The sequence below is a fragment of the Colwellia sp. MB3u-45 genome (genome assembly GCF_014077005.1).
Classification (GTDB): Bacteria; Pseudomonadota; Gammaproteobacteria; order Enterobacterales; family Alteromonadaceae; genus Cognaticolwellia.
The window spans coordinates 273,420-295,383 of sequence record NZ_JACGVC010000047.1; the positions used below are offsets into that span (position 1 = coordinate 273,420).

Genomic DNA, 21,964 nt, shown 5'->3' on the forward strand with positions numbered 1-21,964 from the left:
CCTGCTACTTTTTAGCTCTGTTTCTACTGTAGCTTGGTTGCTTAAGTGGCGTTAATTTACAACCACTTTTATACACGACCTATTAACCATAGTGCTGAAAACGGGGTTATTCAAACAACAAAATAGCGAAAATTACCCGCTAAAAGCTTAGCAGTTGAATTCACTATAAAACTAAGCGCCAAATAATTTTTCTAGCCAAGATTTCTGCTTAATATTTTTAGGATCTGCTTCGCACTGTTTGTCATAAATCAGGCCAGTGGTGACGGCAGGCAGTAATTGCGAATTTTCACAAGTTTGGCTAACCGCCCGACCACTTTTATTATCAAAGCGCACTAATTCAACACTTGCTGGTACTTTAGACTGACGACTAACCGCGCCTGTTTTCTGCATAAACTCAGCAAATAATACCAGTGCACCACTACTACCGGTTAATTTAGTTGGCTTGTTATCGTCTCGACCTACCCAAGTGGTGACTAAAATTTCATTGTCATAGCCAACAAACCAACTGTCTCTTAGGTCATTGGTTGTGCCTGTTTTACCCGCTATTTTTTTATCTTTAAGCCGCCACGTTAATGAACTCGCGGTGCCTGACGTTGTCACTTTATTTAAGGCAAAGTTGAGTAAATAAGCCGCTTGCGTTGAGATAATCGCCTGCTCTAAAGCCTGAAACTGCCATAAGGTTTCACCACGGGCGCTGACTATCCGCTCAATTGCATGTGACGTTTCACCAACACCATGATTAGCAACAGGTATATAGAGTTGATTTATTTGCATTGGTGACATATTTAATGCCCCAAGCAGCATTGACGGACGAGTAACAATATCATCCTGATAACCCAACAGATGAATGGCTTGAGCAACATTGTCCAAACCCAACGCCATACCTAAATTCACCGTGGGGACATTAAGGCTTGATACTAAGGCATCAATTAAATGCACTTGGCCTCGATACTGACCATCGTAATTTTTAGGCCGCCATGCCTGGCCGTTTTCAGTTGACAAGGTAATCGCTTTATCGGTAATTAAAGTGGCTAAATTAAAGCGTTGATAACGCTCTAACGCCGCAATATATATCGCAGGTTTAATTAAAGAACCAATAGGTCGCTTAGCATGTAGCGCACGATTAAAACCTGCGTAGCCCGCTTCTTTCCCACCCACTAGTGCACGAACCGCACCGGTTTTAAAATCAGACACTACCATCGCCACTTGTAGTTCAGCGCCCGACTCTTGCTCTAAACTCGGTAAGGTTTGATCAATACTGGCTTGTAATGCCAGTTGTTGATTAATGGCAAAACCGGTAAACACTCTAACGCCAGATTGCTGCTCATATTGGGATAAATGCCGCGCTAATTCGGCTTTGACTAATTGCAGATAGGCGGGGAATTTTTGCTGTTTTACCCGACGTTTTTTTCTGATCGATAACGGCGACTCGACTGCACGCTCAAACTCGTGTTGGGCAATAATTTCTTGTTGATACATTAGCCTTAAAACTAGATCTCGACGCTTGATAGTGCGCGCTGGAAAACGCCAAGGATCATAGTAACTAGGCCCTTTGACTTGGCCAATAATCATCGCCATTTGTTCTAAGTTAAGTGATTGAATTGACTTGCCAAAGTAAAACTCTGCGGCGAGGCCAAAACCATAAATGCCATTAGCATAATGCTGGCCTAAATAGACTTCGTTAATATAGGCTTCTAATAATTGATCTTTGCTATAGCGATACTCTAATATCAGCGCCATAATAGCTTCATTAGCTTTGCGCCATAAGGTTTTATCGCGCGTTAAAAACATGTTTTTAACCAGTTGCTGCGTTAAGGTACTGCCGCCTTGCACCGTTCGCCCTGCCTTAAGGTTTTGGTACAGTGCGCGTAAAATACCTAAGGGTGAAACGCCATGATGAAAATAAAAATCACGATCCTCGATTAACAATAAGGTGTCTAATAATTTTGTTGGCACCGCTTGCAAGGACACCAAAACACGGTCTTCTTTGCTTTCAGGCAAAATTCTATCCAATAAAAGTGGCTCTAACCTCAGTTGCGAAACCTTTTTATCGTTAAGGTATAAATTTTGCACATGACCGTTAGCCAGATCTATGGTCATTTTTGTTGCCACTTCCATACCAACGCCAAAATCAAAAGCGCGACGATAAATAATGGCGCGAGTTTTTGATAAGGCAAACTCGCCAGGGCGTCTAACATCAAAAACTTTTTTATAACGATTAGCGATTAATGACTGCTTTAAGTGAGTCAGGGTTAACTCACTACCTACCTGATAACTTTCTATCGTACCATAAACCTGAACAGGCACCTGCCAACGCTGACCTTCAAACTTATCGCGCACTTTACCATCAAGATAAATGCTATAGAGAAATAGTACAAATATGGCGATAACAGCTATTTTCACTATCAGCCAAAATGACCAACGAATAACACTTCTTAAGCGGTTATTGCGCATATCCTCTGGTTTTTTTGCGCTATTAGCTTGGTCACTTTTTGATTTTTTGGTCGCTGTTTGTGCAGTTTTTTTGACTGTCATAGGTTATTAAAAAGCCTCAAGGATATGCGATTAAGCCCTTATAATAATCTAGCTAAGACGAGATCCCAAACGATAATTTTTATCGTTTTAAAATAGTACTTAACTGACAAGCATAACGGCGAAATTAACGATATAATTCTGCTTTTATCTCACTAACAATGGCTAAAGGTTAACTATGTCTGCATTTAACATGCTCGTTGTGCTTGGTTCAACAGCGTCGGGGAAAACCAAACTGGCAGTAGAGCTAGCAAGAAGGCTAAATGGTGAAATAATTTCCGCCGACTCTCGACAAGTTTATCGCGGTTTAGATATTGGCAGCGGTAAAGACCTTGATGAATACCAAGAAATTAACCATCACTTAATTGATATTGTTGACCCTGGTTACGAATATAATATTTTTGATTTTCAACAAGATGTTATTAATGCCCATCAGCAAATAAACTTAAAAAATAAGCTGACTATTTTAGCTGGCGGTTCAGCGCTTTATGTTGATTCAATCTTAAAAGGCTATCGCTTAATTTCCGTACCTGAAAATAAAGCCCTTAGGTCAACATTATCTACCCTGAGTCATGAGCAATTAATTCAAAAGTTAATACAGCTTAAACCTAATCTGCATAACACCACAGATCTTATCGAACGTGAACGACTGGTACGAGCCATTGAAATAGCTGAAGGTGAGCTAGCAGCACAAGATAAAATTAATGACTTTCCCGCACTCAAGCCACTTATATTTGCCATAAAATGGCCCAGAGAGGTTATTCGACAACGTATAACCTTGCGTTTAAAGCAACGCATGGCACAAGGCCTGATTGAAGAAGTAGCACAGTTACATGCCCAAGGGGTTAGTTGGCAAACCTTATATTTTTACGGCTTAGAATATCGTTTTATTGCCCAACATTTACAGGGGCAATTAAGCGAGAATGACTGTTTTCAAAAATTGAACTCAGCTATTCATCAATTTTCTAAAAAACAAGACACTTGGCTGCGACGGTTAGAACGAAATGGCACTAAAATACATTGGCTAGACGGAGATAAAAATACGCTTGCACAAGCCATGGCCGTGATAGCAGGCTTAAATAACGCAAATACTACGAATGAGTGCAAAACATAGCACAATAAAATTTAGCCGTTTTCGACTAAAAATGGTCTTTGTAAGCTTAGGTATTAACTGAGAAAAAGTTAGCCGAGTAACCTGTGCTAATAAAGATGATAATACAGATGGGCTTAGCCTGCGCTGCTCGTAAAAACTAGAGCAGCGTTAGCTTTACAGTAGGTAGAAAAACAGTGTTTGGTTAACCGCAACACTTTTTATATTTTTTGCCACTACCACATAAACAAGGATCATTACGATTGGGCGTTTTATCAAACCTAGTGGTGCTTGGTTTGTTCAGTATCGCGCTCAGTTCAATAATATCTTCATCAGCGGTGCTATCTACCGTGATATTAGCAAAAAGTTCATTATCGGCAACTAATATGGCGACCTCTAATTTCTTTTCCTCACTCGTCACTACTAGCGTTAACGGGTGTTTTTCTGTGCCAAGCTTAACAGCACGCTTAGTGTTATAACCTGTTTTTACATGGTTTACTCTGGTATGGATACGCCCTTTGTAATACAGATCGTGCATGATGAACTCCGCTAAATGAAAAACTAAAAATTAAATACTAGGTTTGAGCGCGGCAGTATAACGTAAAACGTAAAATAGTCGACTGTTGAATGCAGGAACTTAAGCCTTGCCTAGCTTTTAGCGAAAGGTGGGGGGAGATTAATTTTTTTGCTCATCAGCCAGAGGGTAAAATTTTCTTGATTATAAAATTAAGCCAATAGCGAGTTATTGGCTTAATGTCCTTAATATAAAAACATGGCGATTGGCTGCATAGCAACTGATATTCGTTAGCACTTGGGTGTTAATTTAGCTGGTACACTTAGAAAAAATTCAGCGATAAAAGAGTCGAACAGCGTGATTAATTAGCCTCAGCATTGGCTTTATCAAACTGTAACTCACAAAGCCTTTGATATAGAGTCGAGCTTTTTAACAACGATTTATGATCGCCTTGATCAACAATTTTTCCTTGGTCCATCACCACGATTAAATCTGCATGAATCACAGTAGCTAATCGGTGCGCGATAATTAATGTTGTTCTATTGGTCATTAATTCATCTAATGCGGCTTGTACATGGTATTCACTTTCTGCATCTAAAGCGCTGGTTGCTTCGTCCAGTAGTAATACCTCAGGGTCTTTTAAAATCGCTCGGGCTAAAGCAATACGCTGTTTTTGCCCACCCGATAATCGCACCCCTTGTTCACCTAAGAAGCTCGCGTAACCTTGAGGTAATTGTTCAATAAACTCATGGGCATGGGCTTTTTTCGCCGCGCTAATAACCTCTTCATCACTCGCTTGTGGCTTACCATAACGTATGTTGTGCCAGACATCAGAGCTAAACAGTATCGGATGCTGCGGCACCATACCCATGGCTTGACGCAAATCAGTTAATTTTAACTCAGTGATGTCGATATCATTAAAACTAATACTGCCTTTTTGAGGGTCATAAAAACGTTGTAGCAATTCAAATAACGTTGTTTTACCTGCACCCGATGGCCCGACTAATGCCACAATTTTCCCCGTCGGTATGGCTAAATTAATCTGATGAAGTGCCGCACTGTCTGGCCGTGATGGATAACAAAAGTCAACCTCTTTAAAGCTGATCACCGACTGAGCATGATTATTCATCACTTGTGGAGAAACTAACTCTTTAATATCACTTTCAACCTCAAGTAATGCTAACAGCCGAGTCGCGGAACCTGCTGCTCGTTGTAATTCACCGTATACCTCAGCAATAGTGGCGACAGACATAGCAACAATGATGGCGTAAAAAATAAAGGCACCTAATTCGCCAGCACTCATCTGCCCTTCTAGCACGTCCATACCGCCCACCCACAACATGGCGCTAATCGCCCCAAAGGTAAGAAAAATAACAATAGCGATCAAATATGAACGTTGCTTTACCCGCTGTTTGGCGACAGAAAATGCCTTCTCTACTTCACGGGCAAAAGCATCTTGTTCTTTTACTTCATGGGTATAACTTTGCACAACTTTTATATTTTGAATAATTTCGCCGGCATAAGTACCGACATCAGCAATAGCATCTTGTGAACTTTCTGCTAATTTCCTAACTTTACGACCATAAATCATCATAGGTATTAAAATAATGGGCACTGAAAAAACCACAAAAAGGGTTAATTTAAAATTAGTGACCATTAACATCACCAAGCCACCAATAAGTAATAATATACTGCGCAGTGCCATTGAAAAAGACGAACCAATAATAGACTGTAATAAGGCGGTGTCAGTGGTTAAGCGCGACATTAGCTCACCACTGCGGTTTTCTTCAAAATAGCTAGGATGCAAAGTAACAATGCGATTAAACACCGCTTTGCGCATATCAGCGCTGACCCGTTCACCTAGCCAAGACATTAAATAAAAGCGACTAAAAGTGCCAACGGCAAGTAAACTAATTAAGCCGATTAAAGCTAAAATAGCTGATTGCAATTGTTCAACTGAACCCGCAATAAAACCGTTATCAATAACAAACTTTACCCCTTGTCCTAAAGACAAGTTAACCGCTGCAGTGACTAATAAAGCCAATAAGGCCAAGGCTAACATTAGCTTATATGGTTTTATAAAGGCGAAAATAGGTAACAGACTGCTGAATGCTTTAGGCTTGTTTTTTGCAGAGCTATTATTTGAGATAGGCTGATTAATGGTTTGGCTGTTGTCGCTCACAGTGGCTTTCCAGTAGGGTAATCTTCTACTTAACATGGTTATAAAAATGCCTATTTCAAGTAGACACGCAATAATAAAGCGGCTTAAAAACGCTTAGTGAAAATACAGTCATGACTTATTTAGTTAACCTAGCGCTAACGCATTAGCACCTTGAGATCTCAACAATTATTATTTGATATAGATGCTTATGTCATTCGTTTTTTTCTAGAGCTACCTGCTTGTTCAGAAAAGGGATCAACCGGCCATCTATGGCGGGGATACTTAGCTCGCATGTCTTTTGCAACGTCGACATATGAGCCACCCCAAAAATTGGCTAAATCACTGGTTATTTGTATTGGTCTTCGCGCTGGTGATAACAATTCAAAGCGTAGTGCAATGCTATTACCTGCCAACATTGGAGATTTAAGCTCACCAAACAATTCTTGTAATACGACAGCCACTGTTGGCTCTGAATTTTTGTCGTAAATTATAGGAGTCTTTTTATTGCTAGGTGTCATATAAAATATAGGTGCTTCTTTCTCCAGAGCTTTTGATTCTTCATATGTTAATAATGATGATAATAAGGGTAATATTTTCACTCGTTTTAAATCCGATATTTTTTTAATATTGGAAACATACGGTAATAACCAGTTTTCAGCAGTGTTCATGATTAAAGTCTCTGATAACACTGGAAAGCCTTCCACTTTACCCCCAAGCCATATCACCCTTTTCATCCAATCATCACACTCTTGAGTCCAGCTTAATATGTTTCTAGCATCTGTCTTTATCAAGGATTTAATACTGTCTAATATGAATTCAGTCGGCACATCATTACTTCTTGTTTCTTCGATGATTAAACTGCCATATTTTTTCAATACCCTGGCGTATACACGGCTATTGTTTGCGGCTAACTCATAGGCTATTTGTTCTGAAATTTCCTGAGAAAACTTTTCAGATAAAATATGTTTATTAAAAGTAATCGCACTAAAAACTCGACCTTCTTTTTTTTGCGCATCGCAATCATTAACCACTAAATACTCATGATTAATAAGAGGATCATCTTCTGCGAGAAAAACCCCCTTACCATTGGCTAATTGATATTTATTGCTATTAGCTGAACGTCTTTTAGCCAACCTTTCCGGAAATGCTAGAAGCAACAAATATGCTGCAATGTCTGAAATATCTGAAATATCTACTTTGCTTTTTTTATGTTTTATAGATGACTGTAATGTCCGAACATCTTGAGCTACCGTTTTTAACGTATTTCTATTTACATAGGCTTTATTAACATAACCCGTCGCGTTCTCAATAAGAACCTGTAATCTCATCAAAAAATCAGCACTATCACTCCCTTGCAATATATCTCGTTCTGACAAGAGAGCAGCAATATTACAAGCAATTTCACGCTCTTGGTTACCATTCGCTGCCAACATCATCTTAGCTAGCCTTGGGTGGATAGGCAAAGTACTTGCTTGTTTTCCAAGCCTTGTGATTTTTCCTGATTTCTCAAGCATACCTAATGTTACCAGCAAATCTTGAGTTGAGTCATAATGAGCTTTTGGCGGAGGTGTTAACCAATTTATTTCCTCATAATTCGCATGTCCAGCGCTTGCTAGCTCTATCACGGCATCAGCTAAATCTGCATTCAAAATTTCTTCTTCTTGGTAGTCTTTTAGCGATATATGTTCGGCTTCACTCCATAACCTTAAACATTTTCCTGCAGATAGCCTACCTGCTCGCCCCTTGCGTTGCTCGGCTGACGCTTTTGATATATGAGTTGTCGTCAGCTTTGACATGCCACTTGACGGGTTGAAAATAAGTTTTTTTTCCAGACCTGAGTCAATGACACAGGTAATACCTTCGATAGTTAAACTGGTTTCTGCGATATTGGTTGTGAAAATAATTTTCCTATCGCCTGGTGGTGCTAATGCAATCGCCTTTTCCTGCTCTTCCAATGGTAATGAACCATGTAATGACACCAGTTTAAGTTTATTGTGCTCTGAAAATACTGTGCCAGCATGTGCAATACACCTTTTTATGTCAGCAACGCCAGGGAGGAATACAATAATATCTCCCTCATCTTCAATGACATTAAATATTGCTTTACAGACATTCGATGCCAACTGTTTTTTATCAGTTTTTTGATGAAAAACGCTAACTGGATATGCTCTTCCTTTACATAGCATCACAGGTGCGTCACCGAGGTACTTTGATACTAAATTTGTATCTAATGTAGCAGACATCACTAAAAGGCGAAGGTCTTCACGAATGACTTGTTGAATTTCCAGAGATAACATAAGTGACAAATCAGTATTAATCGACCGCTCATGAAACTCATCAAATATTATAAGGCCAACACCTGCTAATTCAGGGTTTGATTGAAGTCGCCTTGTTAATACCCCTTCGGTTAGGATTTCAAGCCTTGTGGCAGCTGATATTTTTTTGTCATTTTTTACTTGATAACCAACAGTCTCACCAACCTTTTCACCCAAGCACTTAGCTAAGTAATGAGCAATTGACCTTGCTGCCATTCGTCTAGGCTCAAGCATAATAATTCGCTGACCATTCAAAAAGTCAGCTTTTAATAACTCCAGCGGCACAACAGTAGATTTACCTGCCCCGGGTTCTGCCTGCAGCACCACACTCTGGTTATTTTTTAACTCTTGTAAAAGGTCGGCTAATATTTTATTAATTGGAAGGTTAATTTTATGAACTCTACTTTTTATATTTTGGTTGTTTGGATTTTTTATAGGTATAAAAATATAAATGATAAAACGTATCAATTAGCGTCGCAGTAATTGACTGACAAGTGGTTATCACTTAGATGAAGTCAACAAGTTAACGCATCTGCTATGCGTTAACTTGTTACTTTTGATTATGCTATTTATCTTTGGCTAAACTTGGACTTCCCATATTTCACTAGACAGTTTTTAACTCAGAAAAATATGCTTTCTCAAATTTAGTAGCTGAAATACTATCGGTATAAGAGTGACGCTTTTCTAGGATTGTAGAACATTTCTATAAAATTAAATATCTCTCCTTTCGCTTCTTCACGTATTGAATATAAGTTTAGCTGAATTCGACTCCTTGCTTAAGGTATATTAATTAACGTTATGGAAGAAAAAATTAAAATTATCAGTTTCTTGGCCTGTGTTTTTTTCTTATCGTCATGTGTTCATCATGGTGTTCAGCGTAACTTTAAAATAGGTAAGGATACGCAAAAATCTGTCTGCAATACTGGCTCAATGAAAGACAAAGAAGAATGTAGGGCTGTTCTGAGAAGACTTAACGAATCAATCAAATCACAGAAAAGCAAATAGGCTTTATTAATATGAAGAGCAGCGGCGACTTCCTACTATTATTTCAGCAACCTGAATATAGTAGCCATACAAAATATATAGCGAATAAACTCTACACTACTTATGCTTAATGTCCGTTGAATCGCGGGAAGATCCAAGCATAGTCACCAGGTTAATGAGATGAGTAGAAGCTTTACTGTCATTTTCTTAAGTCGCTAAAATGGAAATATTGATGAAAAAACGCATGTTTATTGCCTTAGATATTATAGACACAGATAAAGTAAAAATTGCCCAATGGCGCGAGCAACATTTATCTTTGCCATTTAAACCCATCGACAGGCAAAACTTTCATATTACTTTGGCCTTTTTAGGTTGTATCGCCCCGCAACAACAAGCGAGTGTAGCGCAATTAATTAGCCAACAGCATGGTTTGATGCAACAGCGCCTAAAAGCTCTTATACAACAAAAAAAGGCCTCATCTATCCTGTTGTCTCAGCTAGGTTATTTTAAAAAGGCGCAGGTATTACACCTGATGCCCGCAAGCTGTCCTGACTGGTTAATATATTTACAGCACACTGTGGTTGAGTTAAGCCTGAGCAGTAATATTGCGCTTGAAAACAGGAGCTACCAACCGCACCTAAGCCTTTATCGCAAAGCAAAAACGCCATTACCCGCACTATGTAAACACCTTCAACAAAGCGTATTTAAACAACAACTGAGCATTACTAGCTTTAGCTTATATCATTCATACTCGACCGCCCTTGGTGTTAGGTACGAACCAGTTCAAACATGGACAATAAATTTTTAGCCTTGATTTTTAAAGAGATTTAAATTGGCAATTTTTCGAAAACATGCTTACTTGGCAAGCACGTAAAATACTGCTACTACTGTTCCCCCTCTGGTTGAAATGGAGTTTGCACAATGGAAACAATAGTTGAAGATAAATATTCAATAGCATCGCGCTCGAACATTTTACAAGTAGAAGCTTTTGGCCCATTTAATGCGCACGTGACCGAAAAATATATTAAGGATATGTATGGTGCTTGTGAACAGTTTTCCGGCCAACCTTGGGGCTTATTAATTGCTTTTTATGGCAATAGTGTTTTTTCACCTGAAGCGGAAGATGCCTTAATCAAGGTCAACAAATACCGCGTAAAACATGGCTTAATCGCCAATGCGAGTGTATTAATTGACAGTAGCACTGCTGATATTCAGCAGTTACAGCTAGGACGTATTTACCAAGCCTGTAACATTACCTTTTATGTCTTTAGTGATCTAGACAGTGCAAAGTCTTGGTTAGAACAGTATTTACAACAACACTAAAGCGCATTAAAAAGTTAACAGTCCTCATCAATAGCAGGCCCTTCAAGCCATCGTAATCTATATAAAAAAGTGCTAGAAAATATCTTTTCTAGCACTGCTTTCATATCTTAAATTGAGGCTTTAAATTGAGGTTTTAAAAGACCATAAAAAGCTGAGTAAATGTCAGTTTGCTTAGTGACAAGCGCTTTGCTCGCTACTCGTAAAAGCAAATAACTGCCACTTAGCCTGGCCAAAGCCGGCCTTTAAAAAATTAATGCTTAGTGATCAAGTCTGCAATCGTAGCAATACCAAGGCCTGTTGCACCTGCGGCCCATAAGCTAGACTCACCACCATTATAAGCGCCAGCTAAATCAAAATGTAACCAACCAGCACCGTCGTTATCGACAAAGCGTGATAAAAATCCTGCGGCATTACTCGCACCACCAGCCCCACCACCTTTTGCTGTGCGGCTATTGGCTGTATCAGCAAATGCTGATGGGCATTTATCTTGGTGCCAAGACTCTAAAGGAAACTGCCATAATGCTTCACCGGTGGTTTTTGCTGATGCTTGCGCTTTTGCCGCCACGTTATCATCAAGCGCGAATAAAGCAGAGTAATCACCGCCAGTGGCCATCACAGCAGCACCGGTTAAGGTGGCCGCATCAATAATCATTGGCGCACCCGTTTCACTAGCGGCCATTAAACCATCAGCTAGCACAAGACGGCCTTCGGCATCGGTGTTAGCCACTTCACAAGTAACGCCATTTTTATAGGTAATAATGTCGCCAAGTTTATAAGCATTACTGCTGATCATATTTTCTGCACAGCATAGGTATAACTTAACCCTTTGGTTCAAACCTTGTTTGATTGCCAATGCCAACGCACCGGCAACAACGGCTGCACCGCCCATGTCACATTTCATATCAAACATACCAACATTGCTTTTCAGACTATAACCACCACTGTCAAAAGTAATACCTTTACCCACTAAACAAGCAGTAACTGCCGCATTTTCATCAGCACTTGGGTTAAAATCAAGCTCGAGCAAGCATGGCTTATTAACACTACCTTTACCTACATTGTAGATACCCATCCATTGTTGCTCTTTGAGTTCTTCACCTTGAATCAGACGAGTAGAAACATGATTAGGGGCAAGGTTTTTAATATAGTCTGAGGTTAATTGTGCCAACTTTAAGGGGTAAAGTTCAGCCGGTGTTTGGTTAGTTAAGTCGCGACTCCAAGCATAAACAGCGAGCTTATTATGCAAACGTTCAATTAACGCTGGCTCACCACAAAAACTGATATTCTCTAGTTTGTTAACACAACTAAATCCAAGCGCAAAAGCCCACTGACTCGCTTCATCCCAGGCATCACCCTGAAGCGATCCATGCTCAATATCTAATTTTTCTATTTTACGCGCAGCCATTTGAATTTGTCGTAAGCGATGGGCTGCGTCTTGAGGTAAGTAAATGGCAATATTATCATGGGTAATTTGTAGGGTTTTATCTTGCTGCCAACCTTGTGCGTTATTACTAGTGGTCAAGGTTATTGATACTGAAGCAGAATTAGCTGTGGTCATGTTATCGCCTTTGCATTTAATGTTAAGCTAATAGTCTATACCCGTTACGCCATACCGGCAACATACCGCTAAACAATTAACCTTTGCAGCTGATTCGCTAGAGACCAATATAGATTTTCTATTCTATGGCTTACTGAATTGCTTACTGAAAAAATTAAGTACAGCAACACAGTTCTATGGCCTTAAAAGTGTTTTTATCCCTAAATCATTTTTTTATTCCTAAGTCACTTTTTATCCCTAAGTCATAAAGACAGTAAAGCCTGTTGAGAGAAATTAGCAGTTCAACAGCTCATCACGTAACATGTAATAAGCCTGATGACTTATAATATCTAATGAAAATATGTAATGAAAATTAATTTAACAAAAGCGACTATAATTAAGCGCTACAAACGTTTCTTGGCAGATATCACCTTAGCAGATGGTAGCGATTGCACCATTCATGTTGCCAATACCGGTGCGATGAGTGGCTGTGCGGTGCCTAATGATACTGTTTGGTTTAGCACCTCAGACAACGCCAAACGCAAATACCCCTTTAGTTGGGAGTTAACACAGACCCAAGAAGATCATTTTATTTGTGTTAACACATTGCGGGCGAATCAATTGGCAGAACAAGCCATTTTAAATGGCACCATTTCTGAACTACAGGGTTTTAAAACATTAAAGCGCGAAGTTAAATATGGCGACGAAAATAGTAAGATTGATTTTCACCTGACCGATAAAAGTGGCCAAGAGACTTTCATCGAAGTCAAAAGCGTGACTTTATTAGCAGAAGATCAGGGCTATTTTCCAGATGCAGTGACTTTGCGAGGGCAAAAACATTTACGCGAGTTAATGGTCATGGCAGAAAACGGCCACAGAGCCGTTCTTTTATTTGCGGTACTACATTCAGGCATAAAAGATGTTAAGCCTGCAGCACATATTGATGCTAAATACGCAGAGCTGCTGCGTGAAGCAAGCCAACGAGGCGTTGAAATCATAGCTTACAAAGCGACTTTTCAAAAAGAAAAACATAATTTTACTATTACGTTAGCGAACAAAGTACCGGTCACATTTTAGTGATAACAAAAAAATAGCAAGAATAATGATTGACGAGAGGGTTAAAAACTTGCTAAAAGAGCTTGCTCAAATTTTATTGTCATCTTGGTTAAAATTTAAACAGCCGTAATATTTAAAAAAAACTTTATATTTTATCCTAATTATTTATCAATTAAGCCTTGAATTTTATATAAGTTAGCACAATATATGTGGGATATTTTGGGCCTGTATGAATTGGCCGTTGCAACCAAGCGATGAAGTTACATGACGTAACCAGTATTCATCGATTTAGGGCTAGGAGAATTAGCATGCCAGCACAGAAAACATTAGGTATTTTAGCATTAGCAGGTGTCAACCCTTACGTTGAAAAGCCTAAAGAAGAATACATGAATGCCGCGCAACTAGAACATTTCAAAAAAATTCTAGATGCGTGGCGTGTACAACTTCGCCAAGAAGTTGATCGCACCGTATCGCATATGCAGGATGAAGCAGCAAATTTCCCTGATCCTGTTGACCGTGCGGCTCAAGAAGAAGAGTTCAGTCTTGAATTACGTACACGCGACCGTGAACGTAAACTAATCAAGAAAATTGAGAAAACCTTACAACTTATTGAAGATGATGATTTTGGTTTTTGTGACTCTTGTGGCATTGAAATTGGCATTCGCCGTTTAGAAGCCCGCCCAACAGCTGATCTTTGCATTGAATGTAAAACATTACAAGAAATCAAAGAACGTCAACTCGCGGGTTAAAAGCCCTCAACCTTGTTTGATATCAGCCAGTCTTTGCGACCCGATACTGCCAGTCACTATCGGGGCCGCTTTGCCCCTTCGCCTTCCGGCTTATTACATTTCGGTTCATTAATTGCTGCGCTAGCAAGTTATCTAGATGCCAAGCATAATCACGGCCAATGGCTAGTAAGAATTGAAGATATTGATCCACCTAGGGAAAAGGCCGGCGCCAGTGCTGAAATATTAACCACACTGGAAAACTATGGTTTACACTGGGATGAAGACGTACTTTACCAAAGCCAACAAAGTGAAGTTTATCGTGAAGTATTATCCGCATTAGCCCAAGAAAAACTCAGTTATTATTGCCGCTGTACCCGAGCCCAAATTAAAGCCACGGGTGGCATCTACCAAGGCCATTGTCGACACTTATCACAGCCCAAAAATGCTAGTGCTATTCGTGTGATTAACACTATAGGTATCTCACACTATCACGACCTTATTCAACACTCAGTAACCTGCAATGCTAAACTCGCTCAAGAAGACTTTATTGTCTTAAGAAAAGATGGCCTATTTGCCTATCAATTAGCGGTTGTTGTTGACGATATCTATCAAGGTATTACCCATGTTATCCGTGGTTGTGATTTACTTGAACCCACAGCAAGGCAATTAAGTTTTTATCAAATTTTACAGCATAATGCCCCTAAGTTTGGTCATTTTCCACTGGCGGTAACTCCGCAAGGTTTTAAACTCAGTAAGCAAAATAACGCCCCAGAAATTGATCAAAAAAACCCAGTACCTTCACTATTTGCCGCCTTAAAATTTTTGGGTCAACAGCCGCCTGAACAATTACAACAAGCCAATGTGACTGAGCTTTTAACTTGGGCAATCGCCCACTGGTCGATCTCTCAAGTACCAAAATCACAAGAAATAGTTTTATAAGTACAATTAACGTCGACTTTTCACACTGTTTCCATTCTCTTTTCGTTTACACTGTTATATCATTGCGCGGGAAATTTATCGATAAAACTGGGGTCCACCATTATCAAAAGCGTGATCAATTTGTGTAAAAAAGTACTCGGAAAAGCACGAAAAAAAAATTCTAAGCAGCCATCATTTGAACAGCCTATTATACTTTCACGTGATCAGCACCCTGTATCTAGAAAACACATTAGTCATAATGCCTTAAAGGTATTATATCGCTTAAATAAAGGCGGCTATGACGCTTACTTAGTGGGCGGTGGTGTTCGCGATATTATCTTAGGTTTTGAACCTAAAGATTTTGATATTGCCACCAACGCAACCCCTGAGCAAATTAAAGAATTATTTCGTAATTGTCGACTTATTGGTCGTCGCTTTCGTCTTGCCCATATTGTTTTTGGTCGTGAAATTATTGAAGTGGCCACCTTTAGGGGCCATCATGATAACGATGAAGAAAAAAATTGCCAAAAAACCTCAAAGCAAAGTGAAGACGGCATGTTATTGCGTGACAATATTTATGGCAGTATTGAAGAAGACGCCGAACGTCGTGACTTTACCATTAATGCACTTTATTACTCAGCCAAAGACTTTAAAGTTTATGACTTTGCCAATGGTGTCGCTGATGTTTACGCCAAACAAATTCGCTTAATTGGTGACCCTGAAACACGCTATCGTGAAGACCCCGTTAGAATGTTACGTGCTATTCGTTTTGCGACAAAATTAGATATGGAAATTCATTCTGACACCGAAGCGCCGATAAAAACGCTTGCCCCACTGATGGCTAATATTCCGCCTGCGCGTTTGTTTGAAGAGTTTTTAAAGCTGTTTATGTCTGGCAAAGCGTTAGCAAACTTTGAACTGCTGCGTGATTACAGTTTATTTCAATACTTCTTCCCTGCCGTTGATCAACAACTGAATCAAAAATCTCAAGTTTATTTAGCTGATTTTATCAGTTTGGCGATGAAAAACACGGATCATAGAGTTAATAATGACCAGCGTGTTACCCCAGCATTTTTATTTGCGGCTATGCTTTGGTATCCGATGCAAGAGCAGATACAAAGATTAAATCGTGAAGCCAAACTAACACCACAAGATGCATTTTTTGGCGCATTAAGTGAAGTAATGTCAGAGCAACAGCGCAGTATTGCTATACCCAAACGTTTTCAAGCCGTAATGAAAGACATTTGGATTTTACAAGAGAAGTTAGTTCGCCGAGATGGTAAACGCGCATTTAAAGCACTTGAACACCCTAAGTTTAGAGCCGGTTATGACTTTTTATTACTGCGCGCTGAAATTGAACAGCCAAACATTAGTCAAAGCGAGCCAGGCTCTCTGCAAGAACTAGCTAAGTGGTGGGGAGACTTTCAAGAAGCTAATACCGACACACAACAAGTGATGATAAAAAGCATTGTACCTAGTAAGAATGGCCCTCGACGCACCACGCGTAAGCGCAAAAAACCTCGGGTAGAAAGCGCTAGTAGCGAAACCTAATGACTTTAGCCTATATTGGTTTAGGCAGTAATTTAGCTGATCCGCAAGCTCAAATATCTTCTGCGTTAGATAAACTAACGCAGTTAGAAGACTGTCAGGTTAGCCAAGTGTCTTCATTATACTTTAGTCGCCCAATGGGACCACAAGATCAACCTGATTACATGAATGCTGTGGTCGCCATTGAAACCAGCCTAAGTGCCATTGCATTACTTGATCAACTACAACATATTGAGCAAACTGCCGGTCGTGTTCGCAAAGATAATCGTTGGGGCGCTAGGGTACTAGATTTAGACATACTGTTATTTGCCCAGCAAGTGATAAGTACTGAACGCTTAACCATTCCGCACTATGGCTTAAAACAACGAGAATTTGTGCTACTACCGCTGGCAGAAATAGCACCTAACTTAATGTTACCTGATGGTGATAATATTCAAGAACTGGCTGACCAGATTAATATAAATGGACTAAAAATTCACAGTAAGTTAAGTTAGAATAACAGCTCTAAAAGTAGCAAAAATTAATGCTGCATCATAACCAACGGAAATACTATGGCCAGAATAACCACCGCCACCTTGCAGAAAATGAAACAACAAGGTGAAAAAATTACCACTATTACCGCCTATGATGCCAGTTTCGCGAAAATATTCGATCAAGCAGGTATTCACGCAATATTGATCGGTGACTCACTAGGCATGGTTTTACAAGGCCATGACGATACCCTACCCGTTGATATCGACCATATGGCTTATCATACACTTTGTGTAAAACGTGGTGTGGAAAACAGCCTTATTATCGCTGACATGCCTTTTATGAGTTACGCAACTACCGAACAAGCCTATATAAACGCCGCTAAGCTAATGCAAGCCGGTGCCAGCATGGTAAAAATAGAAGGTGGCCAGTGGTTAGAAGCCAGCATTAAAGGCTTAGTTGAGCGCGGTATCCCTGTTTGTGCCCATTTAGGCTTAACACCACAGTCGGTTAACGTCTTTGGTGGCTTTAAAGTACAAGGTAGAGAAAGCGACAAAGCCCTAGAGATGATTGAAAACGCCAAAGCATTAGAGGCTGCCGGTGCACAATTATTAGTGCTAGAGTGCATTCCAAGTAGCCTAGGTAAAGCCATTACCCAAGCCGTATCGATACCGACCATAGGGATAGGGGCAGGTAAAGATACCGATGGACAAATTCTAGTGATGCATGACGCCTTAGGCATATCATGTAGTTATATGCCTAAGTTTTCACGTAACTTTTTAATCGATACTGGCGATATAAAAAAGGCAGTAGAGTTATATATTGACGAAGTCAGCAAAGGCAACTTTCCAGGCCCTGAGCACATATTCACCTAGCCAACATATCTGTTACACAAATACGCAGTATATTATGTCGACCATTAGAAGCTGAGCAATTAATGAATCTGTTGGCTATAAAAGCCATCGTCATTAGAGCTTAAGCCTTCAACATTCACACCGAGTAGAAAGTAGAATAACCATGCAAACAATTGAACAAATTTCGAATTTACGTGGCGAAATTAATCTTTGGCGCCAACAAGGTCTTAAAATTGCTTTTGTTCCCACTATGGGCAACTTACATCAAGGGCATATTGCCTTAGTAGAAAAAGCCAAATTGCTTGCCGATAAAGTGGTTGCCAGCATTTTTGTTAACCCAATGCAATTTGGCGCTACTGAAGATATCGGTAATTACCCGCGCACTATGGCGGCGGATCAAGAGAAATTACTTACCGCGGGTTGCGACTTATTATTTACGCCAACGCCTGCGATTATTTACCCCAAGGGATTAGACCAACAAAGTTACGTTGAAGTACCAAATGTTTCTCAACACTATTGTGGTGAAAGTCGCCCTGGACATTTTCGTGGTGTAACAACAGTTGTCTGTAAGTTGTTTAATTTAGTGCAACCCGATATTGCCTGCTTTGGCTTAAAAGACTATCAACAAGTGCAAGTTATTCAAACCATGGTGGAAGACTTATCTATGCCGATTGAGATAATAGCCGTTGAAACCGTGCGAGAAGCCTCAGGCTTAGCGTTAAGCTCACGTAATAATTATCTCAACAAAGCAGAAAAAAACATAGCGCCCGCTTTAAATCAAAACCTTAAGTGGCTTGCTCAAGCAATACGAAGCAACGATGACTTTGTTGGCTTAGCGCAAAAAGCGGCCAGTAATATTAATATGGCTGGCATGAAAACTGATTATATTCATATTTGTCACGCGCGCACTTTACAACCCGCAAGCAAAGACGATAAAGAACTGGTCATTCTCGCGGCCGCGCATTGTGGTAAAGCACGGTTAATCGATAACCTACGAGTAACATTAGCTTAAGTTATTTTATGACTGGATAGCTATATGAATGTATAGCTTTATGAATGTATAGCTTTATAACGCAGTAAACATTAAAGCGACGACTTAGGGTAGTCGCTTTTTTATTTGCCGATAAAAATGTTTAGGTCATCGCCAGTAACAAAGGCAAAAAGCTTTCACTTTCTTGTGCCAAGGTTGTTTGCTCGGCTAAAACATCTTGAAGAATAGCTTTTGAGGTCAATGGATTGGCTAATACAACACGAAAAACTAAGGTTTTACGCCCTTGATATTTCTTCACTTCAATACGGGTACGAGAAACAAAAGATTTACCATTTTCACGTTGGCGTTTTTGAATAAACTTGGTCAGTTTATCGAGTAATTCATTGATATTTTCCTGCTCAACATCATCAGCATGCGCCAACAATTTTTGTACAATGGCAGGATTATAGCGATAAGTTAATAAGCATAACTCAGGTTTAGTGATCAGTTCAAAATCAGGGTGCTGCGCTATTAGCTCAGCAAAATGATGTGCTTTTTCAATACTGTGATTAATCAGCATTTCATAGCCAGGGCGACTGATCACGTGCAGGGCAGAATATACCAGCATTGCCATACCTGGGCGTGAGCCTTCCAAAGTATGACTACCTAAATCTTTCGAACCTTTACGTAAAATGTACTCCGCATGATGTTCAATAGCGGCCACTGAGGCTGGGTTTTTAAACACCACTAGCCCAGCGCCCATCGGCACATACATTTGCTTGTGTGCGTCGATAGTCACCGAGTCAGCTAACTCAATGCCTTTTAATAAGGGGCGATACTTATTCGATAATAAAGTGGCTCCACCCCAGGCGGCGTCAACATGAAAATGTGCGCTATAACGTTGGGCAATAGCGGCCATTTTATCAAGCGGGTCGACATTACCAGTTTCCGTTGTCCCTGCGACACCAACAATACTGAGTACATGAATATTTTCACTGGCTAATTGCTGACATTTAGCCGCTAGTAATTGGCAGTCAATTTTATTATTTTCATCGGTTGGAATAGCAATAACGCTGTCTTGGCCTATGCCAAGTACATCGGCTGATTTTTTCAGTGAGTAATGACCACGAGCCGAGACTAAAATAGCTAAGCCATCATACTGATAGTGTTTAAGCGCCTTAAATAAGCCCTCACGTGCTACTCCTTTGAAGTCGCCGTCAGGTTTTAGTAAGTTGTTACGCGCAACCCAAAGTGCCGTTAAATTAGCGACAGTGCCACCTGAGCAAAATGCGCCTAAGGAGTGATTAGCGCTGTGCATCCACTGTTGATAAAATGGTGCTTCATCTTGATAAACTAAACGATGCATCATACCCAGAACTTGCCGTTCCATCGGGGTAAAGGCTTTAGAGGTCTCTATTTTGACTAAGTTTTGATTTAAGCCCACCATCAACTTTGACAATGGCAAAATAAAGTAAGGCAGTGCTGAGGTCATATGGCCAATAAAACTTGGACTTGAGGTATGCACAGACTGAGACACCAACTTGTCAAGCAAGTGCTGCATGTGATCAGAAACAAAAGCCGGCTCTTCAGGGATCTGCGAATCAGCAAAATCTTTTTCAATTTCGCTCAACGCTTGCTCTGTTGCCGCTATATGTGCGCCAAGAAAGCCTGCCAAGTTTTGCGACATCTCATTCTCTATTCGACCTAATGTAGAATCAGGTGCGACAGGAATGGTAAAGATGCGCAGTAAAGACTCTTCAGACGCTTTTGCCGCGCGTTTATTCACCGTCATATTTATTCACTATTAACGACTTACCTTGAGTAAGTTGATATTTATATATGAGCGGCACTGTAATAAAAAATCAAGCAAAAGTCTCGTTTTTTCAATCAAAATTGAGTTTTAAACCTAAGATTAAACCAAATAAAGCTCAATTTAACTCACCTGATTTTAGCGGTAATACTTAGCTAAAATAGTACTTAACCCACTAAAGTTGCTATATAAACCAAAGCCAGTTCAACAATTGCCAAGCTGCTTAATGCCAGCATAAAAACGGTTTTTTTAATATTGTTTGTCATGTTATTCATCCTAAATTACAAGTTGATATACTAAAGTAATATCAACATTCAGGCCAAAAACATAACTAAATGAAATATATAATAAAAACAATAAAAAGCAGCTTAACACTGAATATTCAAACGCTATAAATTGGCTAAATATTTGTTAATTTAACCAATTTTTTGTTTTTAGTTTAGCGCTGTCGTTACTTAAAAATACGCAATTGCCAGCATTGCTGTCCACTCGCTTGATACTTGGCCTCAAATGGCGTTAACGGCTCAGCATCATTAATCGCTGATATATCGCCTTGCAAAGAAAATATACTCGCGGCCAGTTGAAACTCTTCTAAATAAAGTCGCCAGTTACTGCGTAAAATAATTTCTTCCCCAACAGCAATAATTTGTGGAAAAACAGCACTACCGTGCCAGCGTCTCTGCACGTGCTTAGCTTTTGGCCAAGGGTTTGGATATAAAATATAATGCTGACTTATTTGCCAGTTGGCCGTCACAACAAGGCGATAAAAGTCATTTAAATCAGCGCGGATCAAATGATAATTCTCTACTCTGCCTTGACCGTCATCATGCTGAACTTCATCAACATTACGGTTAATTCTATGGGCAGATTTATCTACCCCTATGACTAAGGCATCTGGATTTTGCTTGGCTAATAAGCGCGTACTTTGGCCAACACCACAACAAGAATCCAGAATAACTTCGCCCGAAAATGCGAGCACAATAGCGTTAATTTCATCAAATGCTTGCTGAGTGTGTGCCTGTATTGGCTTTCGTGATGGATGCTCAATATGCTTATGAATGATATCAACCAACTTTTCATGTATGTCGGGTTGGTTAGTTTCAATCATTCTTGAGTCACCGGTTATTTCTGTATTGCTCATTAATTTTTACCT

The 21,964-nt window shown here is 39.8% G+C and carries 17 protein-coding genes; 10 read left to right on the forward strand and 7 right to left on the reverse strand.

The annotated features are described in order from the left end of the window. Positions 1-171: 171 nt before the first annotated feature. The gene (gene mrcB, locus H4J41_RS10635) at positions 172-2,535 is read right to left on the reverse strand and encodes a penicillin-binding protein 1B (protein WP_182138171.1); all 2,364 of its coding nucleotides are present in this window, start codon (positions 2,533-2,535) and stop codon (positions 172-174) included. Positions 2,536-2,710: 175 nt separating this feature from the next. Between mrcB and miaA the strand changes: the two genes are divergently transcribed. Next, entirely contained in the window at positions 2,711-3,646 is a 936-nt protein-coding gene (gene miaA / locus H4J41_RS10640; protein WP_182138170.1) for a tRNA (adenosine(37)-N6)-dimethylallyltransferase MiaA, read from the forward strand. Positions 3,647-3,827: 181 nt separating this feature from the next. Here miaA and H4J41_RS10645 read toward each other — a convergent pair whose 3' ends face one another. From H4J41_RS10645 to hrpB, 3 genes are all read right to left on the reverse strand, one after another. Continuing rightward, the gene (locus tag H4J41_RS10645; protein WP_182138169.1) at positions 3,828-4,160 is read right to left on the reverse strand and encodes a PBPRA1643 family SWIM/SEC-C metal-binding motif protein; all 333 of its coding nucleotides are present in this window, start codon (positions 4,158-4,160) and stop codon (positions 3,828-3,830) included. Between the two features lie 337 nt (positions 4,161-4,497). Beyond that, complete coding sequence (locus H4J41_RS10650; RefSeq protein ID WP_310649843.1) at positions 4,498-6,285, reverse strand: ABC transporter transmembrane domain-containing protein; 1,788 nt, start codon at positions 6,283-6,285, stop codon at positions 4,498-4,500. 218 nt (positions 6,286-6,503) lie between these two features. Further along, positions 6,504-9,080, reverse strand: a complete 2,577-nt coding sequence (gene hrpB / locus H4J41_RS10655) for an ATP-dependent helicase HrpB (RefSeq protein WP_220460970.1) — start codon at positions 9,078-9,080, stop codon at positions 6,504-6,506. Positions 9,081-9,828: 748 nt separating this feature from the next. On the opposite strand from hrpB, the gene thpR reads away from it, so the two are divergent. Together thpR and H4J41_RS10665 are read left to right on the forward strand one after the other, a co-directional pair. Beyond that, positions 9,829-10,404 carry an RNA 2',3'-cyclic phosphodiesterase gene (thpR, locus tag H4J41_RS10660; protein ID WP_182138167.1) on the forward strand — a complete coding sequence of 192 codons (576 nt, stop codon included), beginning with the start codon at positions 9,829-9,831 and terminating at the stop codon, positions 10,402-10,404. A gap of 113 nt (positions 10,405-10,517) precedes the next feature. Then, the gene (locus H4J41_RS10665) at positions 10,518-10,919 is read left to right on the forward strand and encodes a hypothetical protein (RefSeq protein WP_182138166.1); all 402 of its coding nucleotides are present in this window, start codon (positions 10,518-10,520) and stop codon (positions 10,917-10,919) included. A 250-nt stretch (positions 10,920-11,169) separates the two neighbouring features. Here H4J41_RS10665 and pepB read toward each other — a convergent pair whose 3' ends face one another. Further along, positions 11,170-12,477 carry an aminopeptidase PepB gene (gene pepB / locus H4J41_RS10670; RefSeq protein ID WP_182138165.1) on the reverse strand — a complete coding sequence of 436 codons (1,308 nt, stop codon included), beginning with the start codon at positions 12,475-12,477 and terminating at the stop codon, positions 11,170-11,172. 345 nt (positions 12,478-12,822) lie between these two features. Between pepB and sfsA the strand changes: the two genes are divergently transcribed. From sfsA to panC, 7 genes are all read left to right on the forward strand, one after another. Further along, positions 12,823-13,533: a DNA/RNA nuclease SfsA gene (gene sfsA / locus H4J41_RS10675; RefSeq protein ID WP_182138164.1), complete on the forward strand. Its 711-nt coding sequence runs from the start codon at positions 12,823-12,825 to the stop codon at positions 13,531-13,533. Positions 13,534-13,820: 287 nt separating this feature from the next. Then, a complete protein-coding gene (gene dksA, locus H4J41_RS10680) occupies positions 13,821-14,261 on the forward strand; it encodes an RNA polymerase-binding protein DksA (RefSeq protein WP_182138163.1) in 441 nt (146 codons plus the stop codon). A gap of 21 nt (positions 14,262-14,282) precedes the next feature. Next, positions 14,283-15,179 carry a tRNA glutamyl-Q(34) synthetase GluQRS gene (gluQRS, locus tag H4J41_RS10685; protein WP_310649842.1) on the forward strand — a complete coding sequence of 299 codons (897 nt, stop codon included), beginning with the start codon at positions 14,283-14,285 and terminating at the stop codon, positions 15,177-15,179. A gap of 120 nt (positions 15,180-15,299) precedes the next feature. Next, positions 15,300-16,709, forward strand: a complete 1,410-nt coding sequence (pcnB, locus tag H4J41_RS10690; protein ID WP_259364520.1) for a polynucleotide adenylyltransferase PcnB — start codon at positions 15,300-15,302, stop codon at positions 16,707-16,709. Continuing rightward, on the forward strand, positions 16,709-17,200 hold the full coding sequence (gene folK / locus H4J41_RS10695; protein ID WP_182138162.1) for a 2-amino-4-hydroxy-6-hydroxymethyldihydropteridine diphosphokinase: 492 nt from the start codon (positions 16,709-16,711) through the stop codon (positions 17,198-17,200). Before pcnB ends, folK begins: the two co-directional genes overlap by 1 nt. 57 nt (positions 17,201-17,257) lie before the next feature. Further along, positions 17,258-18,052 (forward strand): 3-methyl-2-oxobutanoate hydroxymethyltransferase, encoded by a 795-nt coding sequence (gene panB / locus H4J41_RS10700; RefSeq protein ID WP_182138161.1) that lies wholly within the window; start codon positions 17,258-17,260, stop codon positions 18,050-18,052. Between the two features lie 142 nt (positions 18,053-18,194). Further along, positions 18,195-19,043: a pantoate--beta-alanine ligase gene (gene panC, locus H4J41_RS10705; RefSeq protein WP_182138160.1), complete on the forward strand. Its 849-nt coding sequence runs from the start codon at positions 18,195-18,197 to the stop codon at positions 19,041-19,043. A 121-nt stretch (positions 19,044-19,164) separates the two neighbouring features. Here the strand turns inward: panC and panP are convergent, their stop codons facing one another. Together panP and H4J41_RS10715 are read right to left on the reverse strand one after the other, a co-directional pair. Beyond that, entirely contained in the window at positions 19,165-20,793 is a 1,629-nt protein-coding gene (gene panP / locus H4J41_RS10710; protein ID WP_182138159.1) for a pyridoxal-dependent aspartate 1-decarboxylase PanP, read from the reverse strand. A 469-nt stretch (positions 20,794-21,262) separates the two neighbouring features. Next, positions 21,263-21,952 (reverse strand): tRNA (guanosine(46)-N(7))-methyltransferase TrmB, encoded by a 690-nt coding sequence (locus tag H4J41_RS10715; protein ID WP_182138158.1) that lies wholly within the window; start codon positions 21,950-21,952, stop codon positions 21,263-21,265. Positions 21,953-21,964: the final 12 nt, after the last annotated feature.